Origin of the sequence: Aminobacter ciceronei (genome assembly GCF_014138625.1) — a bacterium.
Classification (GTDB): Bacteria; Pseudomonadota; Alphaproteobacteria; order Rhizobiales; family Rhizobiaceae; genus Aminobacter; species Aminobacter ciceronei.
In genome coordinates this window covers 23,720-41,524 of record NZ_JACJHY010000030.1, presented here as the reverse complement: position 1 = coordinate 41,524, position 17,805 = coordinate 23,720, and the positions used below count along the sequence as shown (strand labels likewise).

Sequence of the window (17,805 nt, the reverse complement as noted above, 5' to 3'; positions counted from 1 at the left end):
CCGTTTGGCTAGAGAAACTTAGGCGCGGCAAGCCCTCACTGGAAGACCTTGTCAGGCGAATCCAGGCTGTCCGAACCTTCGAATGCGATGGCGTCGAGCTTGAGCGCGGCAACCGCGCGCTCGATCGACTTGGTCTGGTCGACCAGCGCGTCGATGGCCGCCTGCACCGTGGCGTTGCCTTCGGTGTTGCCTTCGCCGATCTGCTGGTCATAGGCCTCGCCGCCGACGGCGCGGGCCTGGATCGCTTCCATCTTGGCGACCGTGGTGTCGAGCTTGCCGCTGAGCTCGGTGTCGAGCCCTGCGTCCGCTTCCTTGACCATGTCGGAGACCGACGGGCCCTCGACGGTCGAGCCGTCGATGCGCTTGTAGCTGCCGTGATAGGCGTTGCGGATGCCGACGGCGTCATAGAGATGCGAGATATGGGTGTTGTCGGAGAAGCAGTCATGCTCCTCTTCCGGATCGTGGAGCAAAAGGCCGAGCTTCATGCGTTCGCCGGCCAATTCGCCGTAGGACAACGAGCCCATGCCGGTCAGGATGGTCGAAATGCCAGCCTTGGCGTCGCCGTCGAGAAGCGCCTTGCGGGCCGCGCCGTCGGCCTTCCAGTTGCCGACCATCTCCTCGAGATCGGCGACGAGCAGGTCGGAAGCGGCGTTCAGATACTGGCCGCGGCGGTCGCAGTTACCGCCGGTGCAATTGGCGGTGTCATAGTCGGTGTAGGGACGGTTGCCGGCGCCGGGTCCGGTGCCGTTCAAATCCTGGCCCCAGAGCAGGAACTCGATGGCATGATAGCCGCTGGCGACGTTGGCCTCGATGCCACCGGCTTCCTGCAGCGTGCCGGCCAGCAACTCGGGCGTGATCTTGGAGGCATCGACCTTCTGGCCGTTGATCTCGATCGACGGGTTGGCGATGACGTTGGCGGTGTAGAGCGAGTTCTCGTCGGACTCGGTGCCATAGCCCTTGTCGACATAGTCGATCAGGCCTTCATCCAGCGGCCATGCGTTGACGCGGCCTTCCCAGTCGTCGACGATCGCGTTGCCGAAGCGGTAGACTTCCGTCTGCTGGTAGGGGATGCGGGCAGCCTTCCAGGCTTCGCGCGCTGCCTTCAGCGTCTCGTCCGACGGCTTGGCGATCAGCGCTTCGATGGCTGTGTCGAGTGCCTTGGCTGATGTCAGCGAGTCTTCGTATTTGGCAAGCGCAATGTCGGAATAGGTGGTGAGAACGGCCTTGGCGTCGGTTGCGGCCTTGGCCGGCAGCACGAAGATCGCGGCGGTCAGCGCGGTCGTCGCGGCAATGGCGGCGAGCCTGCCGTAGTGACGGTTGTGCGAGATGGATGCAGGCATGGTCTCTCCTCAGTGAACCAGTTGGCGCCGGCAAGCGCCTGGAAATCGTGTGCCGTCAGCATTTCTTGCTGGATCGGCGGCATGGCATCGAAAGAAAGCTCAGGGGCGATCCGGCCTCGGATATGCGCGTGGTTCGAGGCCCTGATAGGGCGCAGCGCGACCAAGCTGCAAACAGCCGCGCCATGGCGCGGTTCGACGAAGGCAGGCACCCAGATAGCTCCAATCGAAAGGGTTAAAGGCCCAGACATCAAAGACAGGCGCTGTAAAGCACGACTTCATAAAAGCCGAGCGCCATCAAAAGTCAACGCAATTTCGGCTAAAAGCGTAGCGGTATCAATAGTTTGGAATGATTCTAAACTGTTTCTGTCCAGTTTTTTGCAGAGCTTCTTGAGGCCAAGCTGTTGATTTGTCGAGACATGGCGCGGGACCTGCCGAGCAGCACCCGGCACCCGCTGCGACATCAGGTAGCGCCACGACGCGGGATGATCAGGGGGCCACGCCTGGCACTATCTGGCCCGCCTGTACGATATGAAATCCTGCCTGTCGGCCATGAAATCACGTCATGACCCCTTGCGGCGGGAGCCCCTAGCGGTCATTTCGGTAGAGGTTTCCGGTGTTGCAGAGGCGAGCATGAAGAACGGTGTGGTGATTGTCGGGGCCGGCCATGCCGGCGTGCAGGCTGCAGCCAGCCTTCGCGAGGAGGGCTACGACGGGCCGGTCATTCTGCTCGGCGACGAGAAGGAGCTGCCCTACCACAAGCCGCCGCTGTCCAAGACCTTCATCAAGGATGCTGCCGCCCAACCGCAGCCCTTGCGCGGCGAGGTGTTTTACACCGGCCACACCATCGACTTCCGGCCCGGAACCCTGGTCGAACGCATCGATGCCGCGGCGCGCCGGCTCGAACTCGCCGGCGGCGGTGACCTTGCCTATGACCAGCTGATCCTTGCCACGGGTTCGCGCCCGCGCTTGCTGCCGCTGCCGGGGGCCCATCTTGCAGGCGTGCTGTCGCTTCGCTCTGTGGCCGATGCCCGGCTGATCCGCGAGCAGAGCGCTGCCTGCGAGGAAGTCGTCGTCATCGGCGGAGGCTTCATCGGCCTGGAGATCGCCGCCACGCTCGCCGCCGGCGGCCGCAAGGTGACGGTGATCGAGGCGCTCGACCGCCTGCTCGGCCGCGCCGTGGCACCCCTGATCGCCGAACATGTGCGCCAGCGCCTGACGGCATCGGGTGTCCGCATCCTGCTCAAGACCACCATCGAGCGCATCGAAGGTGAGGACGGCCATGTCGCGAGCGTGCTGACCTCTTCCGGCGAGCATCTGCCGGCGAAGATGGTGATAACAGGCATCGGCGTCGTGCCCAATGTCGAACTGGCCGAGACGGCGGGGCTGGCGATCGCCAACGGCATCCGCATCGACACGGCCATGCGCAGCTCGGTCGAGAACATTCTCGCCATCGGCGACAACGCCAGCTACCGCCATTGGCAGACCGGCAGCGACGTGCGCCTGGAATCGGTGCAGAACGCCACTGACCAGGCCAAGCTCGCCGCCCGCACGGTTCTTGGCCATCCCGGTGACTACGTCGCCGTACCGTGGTTCTGGTCCGACATTGGCGACATGAAGTTGCAGATGGTTGGCCTGACCGCCGGCAGCGACCGCCAGATCCTGTCGGGCGATCCGGCCGAGAACCGCTTCTCGGTGTTCCATTTCATCGGCGACCGCCTTGTCGCCATCGAATCCGTCAATCGTCCCGCCGACCACATGCTCGGCCGCAAGATGCTCGGCCTCGGCTTCTCGCCGACGACGGAGCAGGTGGCGGGTGGGGCCGAAGCGCTCAAGGCTGCACTGGCGGCGCTGCCGGCGGGGTAATCGCTCGAGAACCCCGCTGGCAAGCCAATCGACCCGTGGATTTGAGGACCCGCGCTAGCCTGAGACTGCTGCTGTTGTGGCGGATGTCGGTGCTTGGCTGCCTTGCAGGCGGCGCGCCGGTTCCGTCTGGTGGAGATAGACGGCGAGCGTATCCCATGGCGGCATGATGGACAGCTGCGACAGGATGCGGCCGACCTCGCCGCGGTGATAGCCGCCGTGCAGGATGACATGGCCCAGCATTTCTTCCCGCGACATGTATCCCTTGTCGCCGTCGGTGAACATGAATGCCAACCGCTCGGTCAGTCGGCCTGATGGTACATGCGCGACATAGTCGAGATACCACCGGTCCGAGTCAGTGACGGCCGACCGCAAGTCCGCAAGGGCCGGTGTTTGCGCGACATTGTCCGAGGTGTAACGGTGCGTCTCGCCGCTCAGATGCGCGGCAAAAATCCGGGCGACGACATGGTAATGGCTGATCAGCCGCAACGCCCTGGCCAGCTCCGCCCCCTGCCGCTCCGGGTCGAGTTCTTCGAGCTTGCCGAACAGATCTGCATTGGCCCAGGTGTGATAGCCGAACAAGGTGTGCAGAAGACCGCTCATCGCGAGGCTCCTTTTGTCTGTGTGCAAATGTGAGTAACGTCCTGATGATCGTCCGGAGCAGCCCAAGTGTCTACTCGCATTGCGAAATCGAACTCCCCGATGCGCAAGCTGCCGCGGCAGGGCCGTTCGCAAGCGACCGTCGAGGCGATCATCGAGGCCGGGGCTCACATTCTGGGCGAGAAGGGCTGGGACGACTTCAGCACCAACAAGGTTGCCGAACTGGCGGGTGTGAGCATCGGATCGCTCTACCAGTATTTTCCCGACAAGCAGTCGCTGGTCGAGGCCATTCGGCGCCGCCATCTCGACGATTGCCTTGCCGTCATGCGCGGGTCGCTGCGCGAGGGAAAGGCTGTCGAGCAATTTGCCGAGGATCTCGTGCGCGACATGTTCGCGGCGCACAGCATCAATCCGGGGCTGCATCGCAAGCTTCTCGACGAGGCTCAGAGCTCCGAGAGCATGAGGGATCCCAACAGTGCTTTCGAAGCCGAGTATCTCGGTCACTACACCGCCGCTGTCGCCGCTTATCGGACCTCGCGATCGGGGGCGAATGAGCGGGTTGCCGGCATGGTCCTTTCCGACCTGATGGACGGCGTGGTTCACAACGCCGCCCGTCGCGGCTTGCTCGGCTCCGAGGAGCTGAAACAAGAGCTGATCCGGCTGGTGCGGGCCTATCTCACAGTTGCGGACTGAACGGCGGCTCCGGCACCATTCATGTGATGCCGGAGGAGACCTTTTGCATCGGCAAGCAGCTTATGTCCGCACTTCCCGGATCGACGCCTCCAGAATATCGAGCGCCTCGGTCAGGACGTCGTCCTGGATGGTGATTGGCGCGAGGAAACGGATGACGTTGCCGTGGACGCCGCAGGTGAGCAGGATCAGGCCCTTGTCGAGCGCCTTGAGCCTGACGGCGTTGGCGAAGTCGGCCGAGGGCAGCTTGGTCTTTGCGTCGTTGAACTCGACAGCATTCATGAAGCCGAGACCGCGGATGTCTGATATCTCCGGCACGTCGTCGCGCAAGGATTCCAGCCGCTGCTTGAGCCGCGCGCCGAGCTGATTGGCGCGGTCGCAGAGTTTTTCGTCCTCGATGACGTCGAGCACGGCGTGTGCTGCCGCGACACCGATCGGGCTGCCGCCATAGGTGCCGCCGAGGCCGCCGGGATTGGGCGCGTCCATCAGTTCGGCGCGGCCGGTGACGGCGGCCAGCGGGAAGCCACCGGCGAGGCTTTTCGCCATCGTCATCAGGTCGGGCGCGACGTCATGATGGTCCATGGCGAACATCTTGCCGGTGCGCGCAAAGCCGGTCTGAACCTCGTCGGCGATCAAGAGCATGCCGTGCTGGTCGCAGATCTTGCGCAGCGCCGTCATGAAGTCGCGCGGCACCTCGTAGAAGCCGCCTTCGCCCTGCACCGGCTCGATGATGATGGCCGCCACCCGCGCCGGGTCGACATCTGCCTTGAACAGCCGGTCGAGCGCCGCCAGCGCATCGGCCGTGGTGACGCCATGCAGCGGCACCGGGAAGGGCGCATGGAACACATCGGCCGGCATGGCGCCGAAGCCTGCCTTGTAGGGCTGCACCTTTCCGGTCAGCGCCATGCCCATGAATGTGCGGCCGTGGAAGCCGCCGGCAAAGGCGATGACGGCCTGGCGGCCGGTGGCGTTGCGGGCGATCTTGACGGCGTTCTCGACGGCTTCGGCGCCTGTCGTGACGAAGATCGTGCGCTTGTCGCCCTTCATCGGCGCGATCGCGTTCAGCCTTTCGCCGAGCCTGACATAGCTTTCATAGGGCACGACCTGATGGCAGGTATGGGTGAAGCGGTCGAGCTGTGCCTTGACCGCCTCGATGACGCGCGGGTGGCGATGGCCGGTGTTGACGACGGCGATGCCGGAAGAGAAGTCGATGTAGCGGCGGCCTTCGACATCCCAGATCTCGGAGTTCTCGGCGCGGTCGGCATAGACCTGCGTCGTCATGCCGACGCCGCGGGCAATGGTCTGCATCTTGCGCTGTGAAATTTCGGCGTTTTTCATCGGTGATCCTCCAACCTCGCCGGCACCTTGCAGGCGCCAAACCGGCGTCATATCTGCACCTCTCCCGGTTTTTCACAAGCCGTCACGGTGATCGCAGGCATTGGTCCTCGCCGACGGCAAAAAAAGTTGCCGACGCCTTGTCGGAATTGCACATTCTCGCGCGTCCTAGTCATGAAGGAACTGAAAAGATGCTCTACGCCATCCTTTGCTACAACAACGAAGACGTCGTCTGCGCCTGGTCCAAGGAGCAGGACGACGAGGTGATGGCGCGCCTGCAGGTGGTCACCGGCAAGCTGCGCGACCAGGGCAGGCTGGGGCCGGTGGCCCGGCTGATGCCGACGACGGCTGCCACCACCCTGCGCAAGACCAAGGACGAACCATTGATCATCGACGGGCCCTTTGCCGAAACCAAGGAGCAGTTCCTCGGTTTCTACGTCGTCGATTGCGAGACGCTCGACGACGCCGTGGCCGTGGCCAAGGACCTGGCGGAAGCCAATCCTGGCGGCGGCTCTTACGAACTGCGCCCGATAGGCGCATTTTTCCCCGGAAAAGAGGCAGCATGACCGACCCGGCCTGGATCAACACGGCACTTTCTTCCGCCCGGCCGCAGGCCGTGGCAGCCTTGCTTCGCTATTTCCGCAACCTCGACACGGCGGAAGAAGCGTTCCAGGAGGCCTGCCTGCGCGCCTTGCGCACATGGCCGGAGAAGGGACCGCCGCGTGATCCGGCCGCCTGGCTGATCTTCGTCGGCCGCAATTCCGGCATCGATGCTGCCCGCCGCCAGAGCAAGCAGGCGCCGCTGCCGGCCGAAGAGCTGGTGTCCGACCTCGAGGACGCCGAGGCCGACATCGCCGAACGGCTCGACGGCCAGCACTATCGCGACGACATCCTGCGCCTGCTGTTCATCTGCTGCCATCCCGATCTGCCGGCGACGCAGCAGGTGGCGCTCGCCCTGCGCATCGTTTCCGGCCTGTCGGTCAAGCAGATCGCCCGCGCCTTCCTCGTCGGCGAAAGCGCCATGGAACAACGCATCACCCGCGCCAAGGCGCGCATCGCCAATGCCGACGTGCCGTTCGAGGCGCCTGGCCCGGCGGAGCGCTCGGAGCGCGTCGCGGCCGTACTTGCCATGGTCTATCTCGTCTTCAACGAAGGCTATTCCGCCGGTGCCACCGAGATCGCCAACCGCGCGCCGCTGTGCGAGGAAGCGATCAGGCTGGCGCGGCTGTTGCTGCGCCTGTTCCAGACCGAGCCCGAGGTGATGGGCCTGACCGCGCTGCTTTTGCTCCAGCATGCCCGCGCTGCCGCCCGCTTCAATGCCGAGGGCGAGCTCGTGCTGATGGAGGATCAGGACCGCACGCTGTGGAACAAGGCGCTGATCGACGAAGGCCTGGCGTTGATCGACAAGGCGATGCGCCACCGTCGACCCGGCCCCTACCAGATCCAGTCGGCGATCGCAGCACTCCATGCCCGCGCCGCCCGGCCCGAGGATACCGACTGGGCCGAGATCGACCTGCTTTATTCGGTGCTGGAATCGATGACGCCGTCGCCTGTCGTCACGCTCAATCGCGCGGTTGCTTTTGCCAAGCTGCGCGGACCTGAGGCGGCGCTGAAGCTGATCGAGCCGCTGGCGCCGAAGCTGTCGGGCTACTTCCACTTCTTCGGTGTGAGGGGTGGGTTGCTGATGCAGCTCGGCCGCACCGACGAAGCGCGCGAAGCCTTCGACAGGGCGATCGCACTGGCCAACACCGCAGCTGAAGCCGCCCACATCCGCATGCATCTCGATCGGCTCTCAGTGCCGTCGCCGGCAGCGAAGCCGAAGGCCAAGGCGCCAAGCCGTCAGCTGCATTAGTCGCGCGGGTCCAAGTATCCACGCGGCGATGTCGATGCCGCGCGCCAGCACCCTCAGCCCATCACAGCAGACAACCTTCTCCCCCGTTACGGGGAGAAGGTTGCGTCAGATTCGGCTAAGACCCGCGCAGCCAGTACGGGAAGTGCCTGTCTTCCCCCTGCTCGGGAGACGGAGGCAGCGGCGTCTTCTTGTCGGCCGGAACGTCCACGACCTTGCGATAGAGGTGCCAGGTCGCATGACCGAGCACCGGAATGACGACGGCGAGGCCAGCCAGGAACGGCAGCGACCCGATCAGCAGCGCGACGGCGACGATCAGGCCCCACAGAAGCATTGGCACTGGATTGTCCCGCACCGCCCGTGCCGACGTCTCGATCGCGGCATAGGCACCGACATCGGCGTCGAGCAGCAGCGGAAAGGCGACGACGGTGGTGCAGAGCACGACCAGGGCGAACAGGAAGCCGATCAGATTGCCGAGGAGAATCAGCGTCCAGCCGCGCTGGGTGGTGAAGAGATCGCTGAAGAACGCTGCCATCGACAGCGGGGCGTCGGCTCCGTAAAGCCAGCTGTAGAGCGCCTGCGCGACAAAAAGCCAGGCGACGAACAGCGCGAGCAGCATGATGCCGATGGCCACCATTGCCGGGATGGCCGGCGAATGCCTGACATCGAAGGCATGCCTCCAGGATGTGTCGAGGCCCTGCTCACGCCTTCGGCTGATCTCGTAGAGGCCGATGCCGAAGAAGGGACCCAGTAAGGCAAAGCCGGACATCAGCGGGAAAATGAGCTGCAGGGCGTTGCCGCCCGACGTCCATGTGATCAGGAACACCCCGACGATCGGGTAGATCAGGCACAGGAAAACGTAATGCGACGGCTTGTCCCAAAAGTCGTCCAAGCCACGTCGCAGCGCGTCGAACACATCAGCGACCGTTATCCGCCGGATGGCGGGATGCTCGATCGTATTGGTGGCGCCTGCGTACACATGGAAACTTGCCATGACCACTCCTCCGTTGGGGTGGGTCGCGGCCTGCGCTTGGCATGAGTGGTCACGCCAAACCGCGACCTTCACCTGGACAAATCATAGCGTGCTTCGAGAGATTTGACGACCCTGCGCGACCGTGCAGCTGATGGCTCACGCAAAGGTCATCGAACAAGGTGGCTTTGCCCGCCGCCGAAGCGGTCCAGGCAGAGTGCGTGGAGGCGTTCTGGCGTCAGCTGCAATAGCGGCGCGGAAAGGTCGAGATCGCCCGCGCGGCGATGTCGGTGCCGCGCGCCAGAGCTTCGGCAAGCGTCCGGCCCTTGGCGAGCGCCGCGAGGAAGGCAGCGTTGAAGGTGTCGCCGGCGCCGACGGTGTCGATCACCTGGACCTTCGGCGATGCGGCGTGGAAATGTGCCCCGTCGGCATAGGCATGCGCGCCTTCGGCTCCGTCCTTGATGACGAGCGTATGCGAAGGGCCGATACGCCCGGCCAGAAGCTCGGCCGCGCCTTCGAGATCGTCCATGCCGGCAAGCCCCTTGGCTTCCTCGGCATTGATCAGCGACACGTCGGCAGCGGCAATCCATTCGCCCAGACGCTGCATGTTGGTCGCGCTCCAGCCGGCGGGTGGCCAGCCCGGATCGATCGCCGTGCGCCAGCCTCTGGCCGCAAGCGCCGCCAGAAGCTTGATGGTGCCTGCCTCGATGGCGGGCATCAGGAAGCCGCCCGAGATCAACGCGAAGGCGTTTTCGCCTGGCGCCCCGGGCAGGCGTTCAATAAGGTCGTCGAGGCTGGCGCGCTGCAAATGTCCGGGCGTGGTGAAAAACACTCGGTCGCCACCCTTGTGGACGATGCCGACGGTGAGCGTCGTCTCGCAGGGTTCGACGATCCATTCGGTCGATGGCTGGTCGAACTGGCCGCTCAGCCACGCGCCGTTCGAGTCGTTGCCGACCGAGGCGATCATGCGGTGTGCGACCTGCATGCCTGACAGCGCCAGCGCGGTGTTGCCGGCCGAGCCGCCCGGCCGCATCTCCGAGCGGTCGACCATCACTTCGGTGCCGACGGCAGGCCAGCCGTCGACCTCGCCGAGCACGAGGTCGACATTGACATTGCCGAGAACCAGCAGCGGCGGAACGGTCATGGGATGGCCTGTGATGCAAGAGAGCGGCCACACACATGGCCCGGCCGCCGAATGGTCTGGTCAGGCACCAATGCGGGCCACGACCGGGACATAGTTTTCGAGTTCCGGAGCCGGGAAGCTGACCGAACCGGAAATCTCCGCCGAGCGGTAGAGCCCCATCAGGATCTCGACCACGGCGAGCCCGTCATGGAAGGTTTCCATCGGCGTCTCGCCCTTGCGGAAGCACTCGACCATGTGTCGGTTCTCGTCGGTGTAGCCATAGACGCCCGCTTCGTCTTCCAGCACCGGCATCAGACCCTGTTCGGCATTCTGCTTCTCGACAAGGTCCTCGCCTTCTTCGCCCTTGACCTCCCGCGACATGAATATCTTGAGGCCGGTGTTGAGCGAGTTGAACTCCATCGCATATTCCGGCCCGAGCAGTTCGAGCTGGATCCGCAGGCCGGCACCGACATAGGCCCAGGAGGTCGTCGCCTCGATCACCAGCTCGTTGCCGTCCTCGTCCTCGAGCAGGATGGTGCCGCGGGCGAAATCTTCGGACGGGCGGTTGCGGTAGTCCACCTCGCTGCCGAAGCGCTTGCGCAGCTGGTCGGCATAGTTGGGTCGCGTCCATTTGAGATTGGCGACGGTGCCGCTCACCTGCTTGATGGTCAGCGACTTGCGCGGGGCACCCGGCTTGGTCAGCAGATGGCGGGCGACCTCGACACTGTGGCACATCATGTCGGACAGCACGCCGCCGCCCTGCTTGTCGCCCTGCCAGAACCACGGCTCGTGCGCACCGGAATGCTCTTCGGCCGCGCGTGCCAGATAGGGCCGACCGGTGGCCGAGGCGGCGCGGCGCCAGATAATGTCCTTGCCGCGGATGACCGGCGTGCAGAACACCTGATTTTCAAGATAGCCGTGATTGAGGCCGGCGTCCTCAGCCAGGCGCAGCATCTCGCGCGCCTCGGCGATGGTCCGCGCCAGCGGCTTTTCGCAGGCAACCGCAATCACCTTGCTGCGGCCGGCCTTCACCTCGGCATGCAATGTGCGCATCACGTCGAGGCGGGTGTAGTTGGGCGACAGGATCCAGATCGCGTCGACATTGTCGGCGTTGACGAGCGATTCCAGGCTATCGTGGCTGGTGCAGTCGCCCAAGCCGAGTTCGGCAACGCGGCTGGCGAAGCGGGCGCGGTTCTCGGCCTTGCGGCTGAACACGCCGGTGACATCGACATTGCGCACGCCGAGCATGCCCTTGAGGTGGAATTCCGCGATGAAGCCGCTTCCGACGAAGCCGACGCGCAGCCGCTGTTTGGGCAATCCGGTCATGTGAGGTCCCCTAGACTGAAATCATTTCGGCGCCGGCGCCGTGGTGCCGCGGACCTTGAGCGTTGTCGGCAGCATCACCGGCTTGCGCGGCGTGGCACCGCCCGACAGCAGGTCGAGCAGCATGGTCATGGCGGCGCGGCCGATGTCGGTGCGCGGCTGGCTGACTGTCGTCAGCGGCGGATAGAAGGCTTCGCTCAGGAACAGGTCGTCGAAGCCGACGACCGAGACCTGGCCGGGCACGTCGAGGCCGAGCTTGCGCAATTCGTGGATCACGCCGAAGGCCATTTCGTCGTTGGCGACGAAGATCGCCGTTGGCGGCTCGGGCAGTTCGAACAGCGCCCGGCACAGGCGCTGGCCGGTGTGCAGCAGATAGTCGCCGCGCTGCTCGTAGCCGTCCGGGATGGCGAGGCCTGCGGCCTGCATTGCGGCGCGATAGCCGTCGCGGCGGTCGACGCTCATGATCTCCGGCACCGGGCCGGAGACATGGGCAATGCGCCTGTGGCCAAGGCCGATCAGATGCTCGACGGCGTTGCGGGCGGCCGCCGCGTTGTCGATCATCACATGCGGGAAGGCGGCGTCCTGGATTTCCTCCAGCGCCACCACGATCGGCGCGCCGCCTTCGACCGAGGCGACAAAACCCTCGCGCCGGGGCAGCTTGCCGGTCATCAGGATCATGCCGTCGGCATGGCCGTCGCGCAGCATGTCGAAATACTCGATTTCGCGGTCGGAGTCGTTTTCGGTGTTGCCCATCAGTACCGAATAGCCGGCGGCGCGGGCGGTCGCTTCGACACCCTTGAGGATCTCGAGGTAGAACGGGTTGCCCACGTCGCGTACCACCATCAGCACCGCCATCGCCTTCTGCGTGCGCAGGTTGCGGGCGCTGACATTGGGCCGGTAATTCATCTCGCGCGCCATGTCGCGAATGCGGCTCAGCGTCGGCTCGGCGACGAGGCCGCTGTCGGAAAGCGCGCGCGACACGGTGGCTGCGGAAACGCCCAGCCGCTCGGCGATGTCCTTGATCTTGGGTCGCTCGTTCATGCGCGCATCGCTCTGCCACGGCCGTAGAAGAGCATCAGGATCAGCAAGGTCGCGCCGAACACCATCTGCCGCCCGGATTCATCGATATGCACTGTCGTCAGGATGCTCTGGAGAACGACCAGCAGCACGGCGCCCGCCATCGTGCCCGTGTAGCCGCCCTTGCCGCCCGACAGCGGTGTGCCGCCGAACACCACCGCAATGATCGAAGGCAGCATGTACTGCTCGCCGACATTGGCGAAGGACGAGCCGGAATAGCCGATCAGGCACATGCCGGCGACCGCGGCGAAGGCGCCCGACAGCATGAACAGGGCGATGCGGGTGCGCTTCACCGGGACGCCGGCCATGAAGGCCGCCTGCTCGTTCGAGCCGATGGCGTAGATACGGTGGCCGAACACGGTGCGGCCGAGCATGAAGGCCATCAGCAGGCCGATCGCCACCCACAGCCAGATGATACCGGGCAGGCCGAAGAGGAAAGGCTGGGTGACGAACTGCGACAGACCGGGCGCGGCGCGTCCCGAGGGGATGCCGTTGCGGATGACGACGAGAAGACCTTGCAGCACGCCGAGCATGCCGAGCGTCATGACCAGCGGCGGGATGCGCAGCAGCGTCACGCCGAGGCCGTTGAACAGGCCGATCACTGCACCCGCGGCGATGCAGCCGAGGATCGCCGGCAGGATGCCGCTATCCGCACCGTTCATCAGATTGCCGCCGATGATGGCGCTGAGCGAGACGACGCCGCCGACCGACAGGTCGATGCCTTCGCGGCCGCCAAGGATGACCAGGTTCTGGCCGGCGGCGACGATGCCGAGCAGGGCGGCGACGATGAGCAGGCGCAGGATCTGCTGACCCGAGGCGAAGCCGGGCGACAGCGCCTCGCCGAGCAGCAAGAGCGCGGCGATGAGGGTCAGCGCCACGACCAGCGGCTGCTTGAGGAAGGTCAGCACCGGCGAGGGGGCTGCCGCTGGCGTTTGGGTTGCTGCGGTCATGCGCGTGCCCTCCGTCCGACAAGGATGCCCGCCATCAGGGCGACGAGAATGGCGAGGCCCTGGACCAGGTTCTGCCATTCCGACGGCGTGCCGACGAAGAACACCAGCGAGTTGATCAGCCCGATGATCAGCGCACCGATGATCGAGCCGACGACGGTGCCGAAACCGCCCGACAGCGCGCTGCCGCCTAGCACCACCGCCGCCACAGAGAACAAGGTCATCTTGCCGCCGACAAGTGGGTCGCCGCTGGCCGTGTCGCCGGTGATACAGAAGGCGGCGAGCGCCGCAAACAGGCCGCAGAGCGCGTAGCCCTGGACGCGGGTCTTCGTCACCGGCAGGCCGCTCTGGTAGGCAGCCTGCGCATCGTCGCCGACCGCGAGCAACTGCGTTGCGAGCCTTGTGCGGGCAAGCACGTAGAGCACGATCGCCAGCAGAGCCACGGCGAAATAGACAAACGGAATCTCAAAGAAGCGTCCGCCATAGGTACGCCAGAAGGCGGCGGGCGCCGGCGTGCCGGCCACCGGCATGACGTAGAGCGCCAGCCCGGTGAAGAAGATCGAGGTGGCGAAGGTGGCGACGATCGCCTGCAGCCGGAGCGCCGCAACCACGATGCCATTGATAATGCCACAGGCGAGGCCAACGAAGAGCCCGATGCCGAGCGCTGCAACCACCGAGAAGCCGCTGCCGCCCAGCTTCTCCATCGTCACCACGATGACGACATTGACCAAAGAGACGATGGCGCCTGCCGACAGGTCGATGTCGCCGGCATAGACGACATAGGTCTGGGCGATGGCGAGCATCATCAGCGCCAGATAGGTCTTGGTCAGGCCGGTGATGCCGGCAAAGCTTACGCTGCGCGGCTGGTAGAGGCCGTTGAGCGCAAGCAAGACGATGGCGATGACCAGCGCCGGCAGGAACGGATGGCGCTCGACGAGGCGCTTCAATCCGCCCGGCTTGCTGGAGGGAAGGGACGCGGCTGTCATCACGCGGCCTCGTAAGCTGCCTGGTAGAGATTGTAGCGCGTTCTCTCGGCGCCGGTGAGTTCGCGGCGCACCGCACCGCCGTTGAAGACGAGGATGCGGTCGGCATTGTTGAGCAGCTCGGCATCCTCCGAGGAATAGAGCACGATGCCCATGCCCTCGGCGGCGAGCTGGCGGATCAGCGCGAACAGATCTGCCTTAGCCGACAGGTCGATACCCTTGGTCGGATCATCGAGCAACAGCACGTCGGGCCGGTCGATCAGCCAACGGGCGATGACGATCTTCTGCTGGTTGCCGCCCGACAGCGAATTGATCGAGTAGCCGAGCCCGGCAAATTTGGTGTGCAGCGCCTCGAGCGCCGGCTTGACCCGCTCGGCCAATGCCGAGGGTCGGGCGAGGAACAGCTTCTGGCGGAGATAATGGATCGGCGTGACGTTTTCGAGGATCGGCCGGCCCTGGATCACGCCATCGCGGCTGCGGTCGCCGGAGACATAGGCGAGGCCGCGTCGGATCGCCGCGCGTGGGTCAGATGGCGTAAAAGTCGAACCCGCCAATGTGAGCGTGCCGCCATTCGAGGGAGTGGCGCCGAAGATGGCGCGCAGCACCGCCGACTGGCCCTGGCCATGCAGGCCGCCGAAACCAAGAATCTCACCTTTGGCGACCTCGAAGCCGACATTGGCGAAACCCTTGCCGAAGAAACGGGAGACCGTCAGCACCGGTGCCTTGCGATCGGCGGCCTCGGCCGGCGGTGCGCTGGCGCCGGGCGCCAGCTCGTCCTGGCCGCCGACCATCAGCCTGATGACCTCGCCGGGATTGGTGTCGGCGATGTTCTTGGTGCCGACCGTCTCGCCGTCGCGGATGACGGTGACGCGGTCACCGATGGCGAAGATCTCATCCATGCGGTGCGAGATGAAGATGATGCTGCGGCCCGCGGCCTTGAGGTCGCGCAGGATGTCGAAGAAGCGGTCGACCTGGGCCCGGTCGAGTGCCGATGTCGGTTCGTCGAAGATGGTGATGGGTGCTTCGGTCGCCAGCGCCTTCATGATCTCGACCAATTGGCGCTGGTCGGCGCGCAGGTTCTCGACCACTGCCTCGGCCGAGAAGCCTTCGCCGGAAACGGTGTCGAACAAAGCGATGTAACGCTGTGCCCGGCTCTCCAGGGCTGCGCGGTCGACGAAGATGCCGCCCGGCATGTCGGGCAGGCAGATGTTTTCTGCAACTGTCCGATGTCCGGCCAGGCTGAGCTCCTGGTAGAAGATGCCGATGCCTGATGCGCGTGCGGAATGCGGGCCGGTGATGGTGACCGGCTTGTTGTCGATCAGGATCTCGCCGCCGTCCGGCCGCACGCTGCCGGCCAGCACCTTGCACAAGGTGCTCTTGCCCGAACCGTTCGAGCCGATCAGCACATGCACTTCGCCTGCCTCGACCGTTAGGTCGCCGCGGCGCAAGGCCAAGGTAGCGCCGTAAGCCTTGCTTACGCCGCGCATGATGAGTTTCGACATGGTGGTGGCTTCCCGGTGCTTCGTCGGTCGCGGGGACGCGGGCCTGTGTGCAGGTGCCGCGTCCCCCGTCTTGGGAGGAAGCTTACTTGAAGAGCTTTTCGGCGTCTTCGATGGAAAGCTGGCTGGTGTAGGAATAGTAGCCCGGCTTGCCGTCTACCGCCTTCGCAGCGTCAGCGAGGTTCTTGCTGTCGATGAACGGGATCGGCAGGTACATGGCGTTCTTGTACTGGCCAGCCGTTGCCGGCTCCTTCAGTTCCTTGCCCTGCAGCATCAGCACGGCGACGTTGAGTGCCGAGGCCATGACGCCGGGCGGGTTCACCGAGGCGCCCGAGTTGAGCTTGTCCTTGGTCCAGATGTCGATGAAGTCCTTGCGGATCTCGCCGGTGGCGGCGATCGACGATTCCTTCTTGGCATCGATGATCGACTTCCAGGCGCCCGCCGCCATGCCGTCCTGCACCCAGACGCCGTTGATGTCGGGGTAGGTGGCGAGCAGGTTCTGCATCGCCTGCTGGCCCTGGGCCTGATCCCAGTTGGCGTTGACTTCGTTGACGATCTTGATGTCGGGATACTGTCCGAACACTTCCTTGTAGCCGGCGACGCGCATCTCGTTGGCCGGGTGGCCGGCGACGCCGTTGATCGCAACGACATTGCCCTTGCCGCCGAGCGTTTCGGCGAGCCACTTGGCGCCGGCCGCACCCCATGCCTTCTGGTCGATGCCGACATAGGTGGCGTCAGGCGACGACACTTCGGCGTCGGTCGAGATTACCAGGATGCCGGCTTCCTTGGCCTGGGCGAAGACCGGGTCGAACGCCGTCGGGCTGTTCGGGTTGATGATGATGGCGTTGACGCCTTCGCTGATGAAGTTGCGGACATGCGCGATCTGGCCGGGCACGTCGACATTGGCGCTCTGCACCACGACCTCGACATTGACGCCCTTGTCCTTCCAGGCAGCCGCTGCGGCCTGGGCTTCCTCGATCATCTGCGTGCGCCACTCCGAGCCGACCCAACCATTGGACAGGCCGATCTTGTAGTCGGCCGCCTGGGTCGAGAACGCCGATACGGCCAGTGCCGCGACGGTGGTGAGCGCCAGTGCTGAAAATTTCCTCATGAACTCCTCCCGATGCACAGAAAAACTGCTGCAAGGGATCATATGCTGAAAATGTAATCGATTTCAATCGCGATTTTCCGGCATTCTGGCGGGGTGATGTCGAAACGCCGACCGCGACCAGTCGCTCCCGGCATGTTACGTTCGCGCAGCTGGTCCAATGGCGGATCCGGCGGCGTCGATGCAGTCGCCAAATACAGACGAGGTCCGTTCCGTGACCATTCTGCTGACGGTGCTGGCGATGATCGCTTTTGCGGCCAACTCGCTGCTGGCGCGTTCAGCTCTCGACGGCGGCGCGATCGATGCGGTTGCCTACACCGCGATTCGCCTGTGCTCCGGCGCGGCGGCGTTGCTGCTGCTGATCTCCTGGCAGCGCGGCCGCAGCATCTTTCGAGCCCCGCCCGGCAACTGGCCGTCGGCTGTCGCCCTGTTCGCTTATGCCTTGGCGTTTTCGCTTGCCTATCTCCGCCTTGGCGCCGCGGTGGGGGCGCTTGTGCTTTTCGCGTCCGTCCAGGGCACCATGATCTTTTGGGGCATTATCAGGCGAACCCGGCCAACCCTGCGCGAGCTTGCCGGGTTGGTCATTGCCTTTGCGGCTTTCCTCTATCTCGTGCTGCCCGGCCTCAACGCTCCTGATGCCATCGGCAGCGTGCTGATGGTGGTTTCGGGCATTGCGTGGGGCATCTACTCGCTGCGTGGCCGTGGCTCGGCGAGCCCCCTTGGCGATACCGCCGGCAATTTCCTGCGCGCCGCCTTGATCTGCATCCCACTCGCCCTGCTGCCCACCTTCGGCGCCGGTGTGACCGCGCGCGGCGTCTACCTCGCCGCCGCCTCAGGCGTCGTTGCTTCCGGATTGGGCTATGCGATCTGGTACCGCGCCTTGCCCGGGCTCACGCCGACCCAGGCCGCCGTCGTCCAGCTGACGGTCCCGGTCATTGCGGCGGCGGGCGCCACGGTATTCCTGTCCGAGGTTCTGTCGGCGCGCCTGGTGCTTGCCAGCATCTGCATCCTGTCAGGTGTCGCGCTGGCGATCACGTCACGCCGTCCAGGCTGAAAAACGTCGACCCCGGTCCAATCCGGCGTGAACCTTTCCCTGCTCGG

General features: G+C 64.9%; 17 protein-coding genes. 5 read left to right on the top strand and 12 right to left on the bottom strand.

The features are described 5' to 3' along the window. Positions 1-35 precede the first annotated feature (35 nt). Positions 36-1,340, bottom strand: coding sequence for an imelysin family protein (locus tag HNQ95_RS25510; RefSeq protein ID WP_182575586.1), 1,305 nt, complete (start codon positions 1,338-1,340; stop codon positions 36-38). Between the two features lie 275 nt (positions 1,341-1,615). Then, positions 1,616-1,801 carry a hypothetical protein gene (locus HNQ95_RS25505; RefSeq protein ID WP_154385892.1) on the bottom strand — a complete coding sequence of 62 codons (186 nt, stop codon included), beginning with the start codon at positions 1,799-1,801 and terminating at the stop codon, positions 1,616-1,618. A 169-nt stretch (positions 1,802-1,970) separates the two neighbouring features. On the opposite strand from HNQ95_RS25505, the gene HNQ95_RS25500 reads away from it, so the two are divergent. Further along, the gene (locus HNQ95_RS25500; RefSeq protein WP_067955317.1) at positions 1,971-3,203 is read left to right on the top strand and encodes an NAD(P)/FAD-dependent oxidoreductase; all 1,233 of its coding nucleotides are present in this window, start codon (positions 1,971-1,973) and stop codon (positions 3,201-3,203) included. 54 nt (positions 3,204-3,257) lie between these two features. Here the strand turns inward: HNQ95_RS25500 and HNQ95_RS25495 are convergent, their stop codons facing one another. Then, positions 3,258-3,803, bottom strand: a complete 546-nt coding sequence (locus HNQ95_RS25495; RefSeq protein ID WP_067955315.1) for a DinB family protein — start codon at positions 3,801-3,803, stop codon at positions 3,258-3,260. Positions 3,804-3,902: 99 nt separating this feature from the next. Here HNQ95_RS25495 and HNQ95_RS25490 point away from each other — a divergent pair, with 99 nt between their 5' ends. Beyond that, positions 3,903-4,493, top strand: coding sequence for a TetR/AcrR family transcriptional regulator (locus HNQ95_RS25490; RefSeq protein WP_067955313.1), 591 nt, complete (start codon positions 3,903-3,905; stop codon positions 4,491-4,493). Between the two features lie 60 nt (positions 4,494-4,553). Here the strand turns inward: HNQ95_RS25490 and HNQ95_RS25485 are convergent, their stop codons facing one another. Beyond that, positions 4,554-5,828 carry a 4-aminobutyrate--2-oxoglutarate transaminase gene (locus HNQ95_RS25485; protein WP_067965823.1) on the bottom strand — a complete coding sequence of 425 codons (1,275 nt, stop codon included), beginning with the start codon at positions 5,826-5,828 and terminating at the stop codon, positions 4,554-4,556. A 188-nt stretch (positions 5,829-6,016) separates the two neighbouring features. On the opposite strand from HNQ95_RS25485, the gene HNQ95_RS25480 reads away from it, so the two are divergent. Together HNQ95_RS25480 and HNQ95_RS25475 are read left to right on the top strand one after the other, a co-directional pair. Beyond that, entirely contained in the window at positions 6,017-6,391 is a 375-nt protein-coding gene (locus tag HNQ95_RS25480; RefSeq protein ID WP_067955311.1) for a YciI family protein, read from the top strand. After that, positions 6,388-7,677 carry an RNA polymerase sigma factor gene (locus HNQ95_RS25475; RefSeq protein ID WP_067955310.1) on the top strand — a complete coding sequence of 430 codons (1,290 nt, stop codon included), beginning with the start codon at positions 6,388-6,390 and terminating at the stop codon, positions 7,675-7,677. Before HNQ95_RS25480 ends, HNQ95_RS25475 begins: the two co-directional genes overlap by 4 nt. Positions 7,678-7,792: 115 nt before the next feature. Here HNQ95_RS25475 and HNQ95_RS25470 read toward each other — a convergent pair whose 3' ends face one another. From HNQ95_RS25470 to HNQ95_RS25435, 8 genes are all read right to left on the bottom strand, one after another. Further along, positions 7,793-8,668, bottom strand: coding sequence for a DUF2189 domain-containing protein (locus HNQ95_RS25470; RefSeq protein WP_067955308.1), 876 nt, complete (start codon positions 8,666-8,668; stop codon positions 7,793-7,795). A gap of 214 nt (positions 8,669-8,882) precedes the next feature. Further along, the gene (locus tag HNQ95_RS25465; protein ID WP_154385893.1) at positions 8,883-9,788 is read right to left on the bottom strand and encodes a carbohydrate kinase family protein; all 906 of its coding nucleotides are present in this window, start codon (positions 9,786-9,788) and stop codon (positions 8,883-8,885) included. 60 nt (positions 9,789-9,848) lie between these two features. Further along, entirely contained in the window at positions 9,849-11,093 is a 1,245-nt protein-coding gene (locus HNQ95_RS25460; RefSeq protein ID WP_182575587.1) for a Gfo/Idh/MocA family protein, read from the bottom strand. Between the two features lie 21 nt (positions 11,094-11,114). Beyond that, the gene (locus tag HNQ95_RS25455) at positions 11,115-12,131 is read right to left on the bottom strand and encodes a LacI family DNA-binding transcriptional regulator (RefSeq protein ID WP_067955304.1); all 1,017 of its coding nucleotides are present in this window, start codon (positions 12,129-12,131) and stop codon (positions 11,115-11,117) included. Continuing rightward, entirely contained in the window at positions 12,128-13,117 is a 990-nt protein-coding gene (locus tag HNQ95_RS25450) for an ABC transporter permease (protein WP_067955302.1), read from the bottom strand. The genes HNQ95_RS25455 and HNQ95_RS25450 overlap by 4 nt, the downstream gene beginning before the upstream one ends. After that, the gene (locus HNQ95_RS25445) at positions 13,114-14,100 is read right to left on the bottom strand and encodes an ABC transporter permease (protein WP_067955300.1); all 987 of its coding nucleotides are present in this window, start codon (positions 14,098-14,100) and stop codon (positions 13,114-13,116) included. The genes HNQ95_RS25450 and HNQ95_RS25445 overlap by 4 nt, the downstream gene beginning before the upstream one ends. After that, on the bottom strand, positions 14,100-15,599 hold the full coding sequence (locus tag HNQ95_RS25440; protein ID WP_067955297.1) for a sugar ABC transporter ATP-binding protein: 1,500 nt from the start codon (positions 15,597-15,599) through the stop codon (positions 14,100-14,102). The genes HNQ95_RS25445 and HNQ95_RS25440 overlap by 1 nt, the downstream gene beginning before the upstream one ends. Before the next feature lie 82 nt (positions 15,600-15,681). Continuing rightward, positions 15,682-16,707 (bottom strand): ABC transporter substrate-binding protein, encoded by a 1,026-nt coding sequence (locus tag HNQ95_RS25435; RefSeq protein WP_067965821.1) that lies wholly within the window; start codon positions 16,705-16,707, stop codon positions 15,682-15,684. A gap of 211 nt (positions 16,708-16,918) precedes the next feature. Here HNQ95_RS25435 and HNQ95_RS25430 point away from each other — a divergent pair, with 211 nt between their 5' ends. After that, a complete protein-coding gene (locus HNQ95_RS25430; RefSeq protein WP_246787015.1) occupies positions 16,919-17,758 on the top strand; it encodes a DMT family transporter in 840 nt (279 codons plus the stop codon). Positions 17,759-17,805 lie beyond the last annotated feature (47 nt).

Excerpts from the sequence above, each read along its gene's own strand:
- HNQ95_RS25510 (WP_182575586.1), bottom strand. The coding sequence starts at position 1,340 with ATGCCTGCATCCATCTCGCACAACCGTCACTACGGCAGGCTCGCCGCC.
- HNQ95_RS25500 (WP_067955317.1), top strand. The coding sequence starts at position 1,971 with ATGAAGAACGGTGTGGTGATTGTCGGGGCCGGCCATGCCGGCGTGCAG.
- HNQ95_RS25470 (WP_067955308.1), bottom strand. The coding sequence starts at position 8,668 with ATGGCAAGTTTCCATGTGTACGCAGGCGCCACCAATACGATCGAGCAT.
- HNQ95_RS25485 (WP_067965823.1), bottom strand. The coding sequence starts at position 5,828 with ATGAAAAACGCCGAAATTTCACAGCGCAAGATGCAGACCATTGCCCGC.
- HNQ95_RS25450 (WP_067955302.1), bottom strand. The coding sequence starts at position 13,117 with ATGACCGCAGCAACCCAAACGCCAGCGGCAGCCCCCTCGCCGGTGCTG.
- HNQ95_RS25490 (WP_067955313.1), top strand. The coding sequence starts at position 3,903 with ATGCGCAAGCTGCCGCGGCAGGGCCGTTCGCAAGCGACCGTCGAGGCG.
- HNQ95_RS25480 (WP_067955311.1), top strand. The coding sequence starts at position 6,017 with ATGCTCTACGCCATCCTTTGCTACAACAACGAAGACGTCGTCTGCGCC.
- HNQ95_RS25460 (WP_182575587.1), bottom strand. The coding sequence starts at position 11,093 with ATGACCGGATTGCCCAAACAGCGGCTGCGCGTCGGCTTCGTCGGAAGC.
- HNQ95_RS25455 (WP_067955304.1), bottom strand. The coding sequence starts at position 12,131 with ATGAACGAGCGACCCAAGATCAAGGACATCGCCGAGCGGCTGGGCGTT.
- HNQ95_RS25495 (WP_067955315.1), bottom strand. The coding sequence starts at position 3,803 with ATGAGCGGTCTTCTGCACACCTTGTTCGGCTATCACACCTGGGCCAAT.
- HNQ95_RS25465 (WP_154385893.1), bottom strand. The coding sequence starts at position 9,788 with ATGACCGTTCCGCCGCTGCTGGTTCTCGGCAATGTCAATGTCGACCTC.
- HNQ95_RS25440 (WP_067955297.1), bottom strand. The coding sequence starts at position 15,599 with ATGTCGAAACTCATCATGCGCGGCGTAAGCAAGGCTTACGGCGCTACC.
- HNQ95_RS25475 (WP_067955310.1), top strand. The coding sequence starts at position 6,388 with ATGACCGACCCGGCCTGGATCAACACGGCACTTTCTTCCGCCCGGCCG.
- HNQ95_RS25445 (WP_067955300.1), bottom strand. The coding sequence starts at position 14,100 with ATGACAGCCGCGTCCCTTCCCTCCAGCAAGCCGGGCGGATTGAAGCGC.
- HNQ95_RS25435 (WP_067965821.1), bottom strand. The coding sequence starts at position 16,707 with ATGAGGAAATTTTCAGCACTGGCGCTCACCACCGTCGCGGCACTGGCC.
- HNQ95_RS25505 (WP_154385892.1), bottom strand. The coding sequence starts at position 1,801 with ATGTCGCAGCGGGTGCCGGGTGCTGCTCGGCAGGTCCCGCGCCATGTC.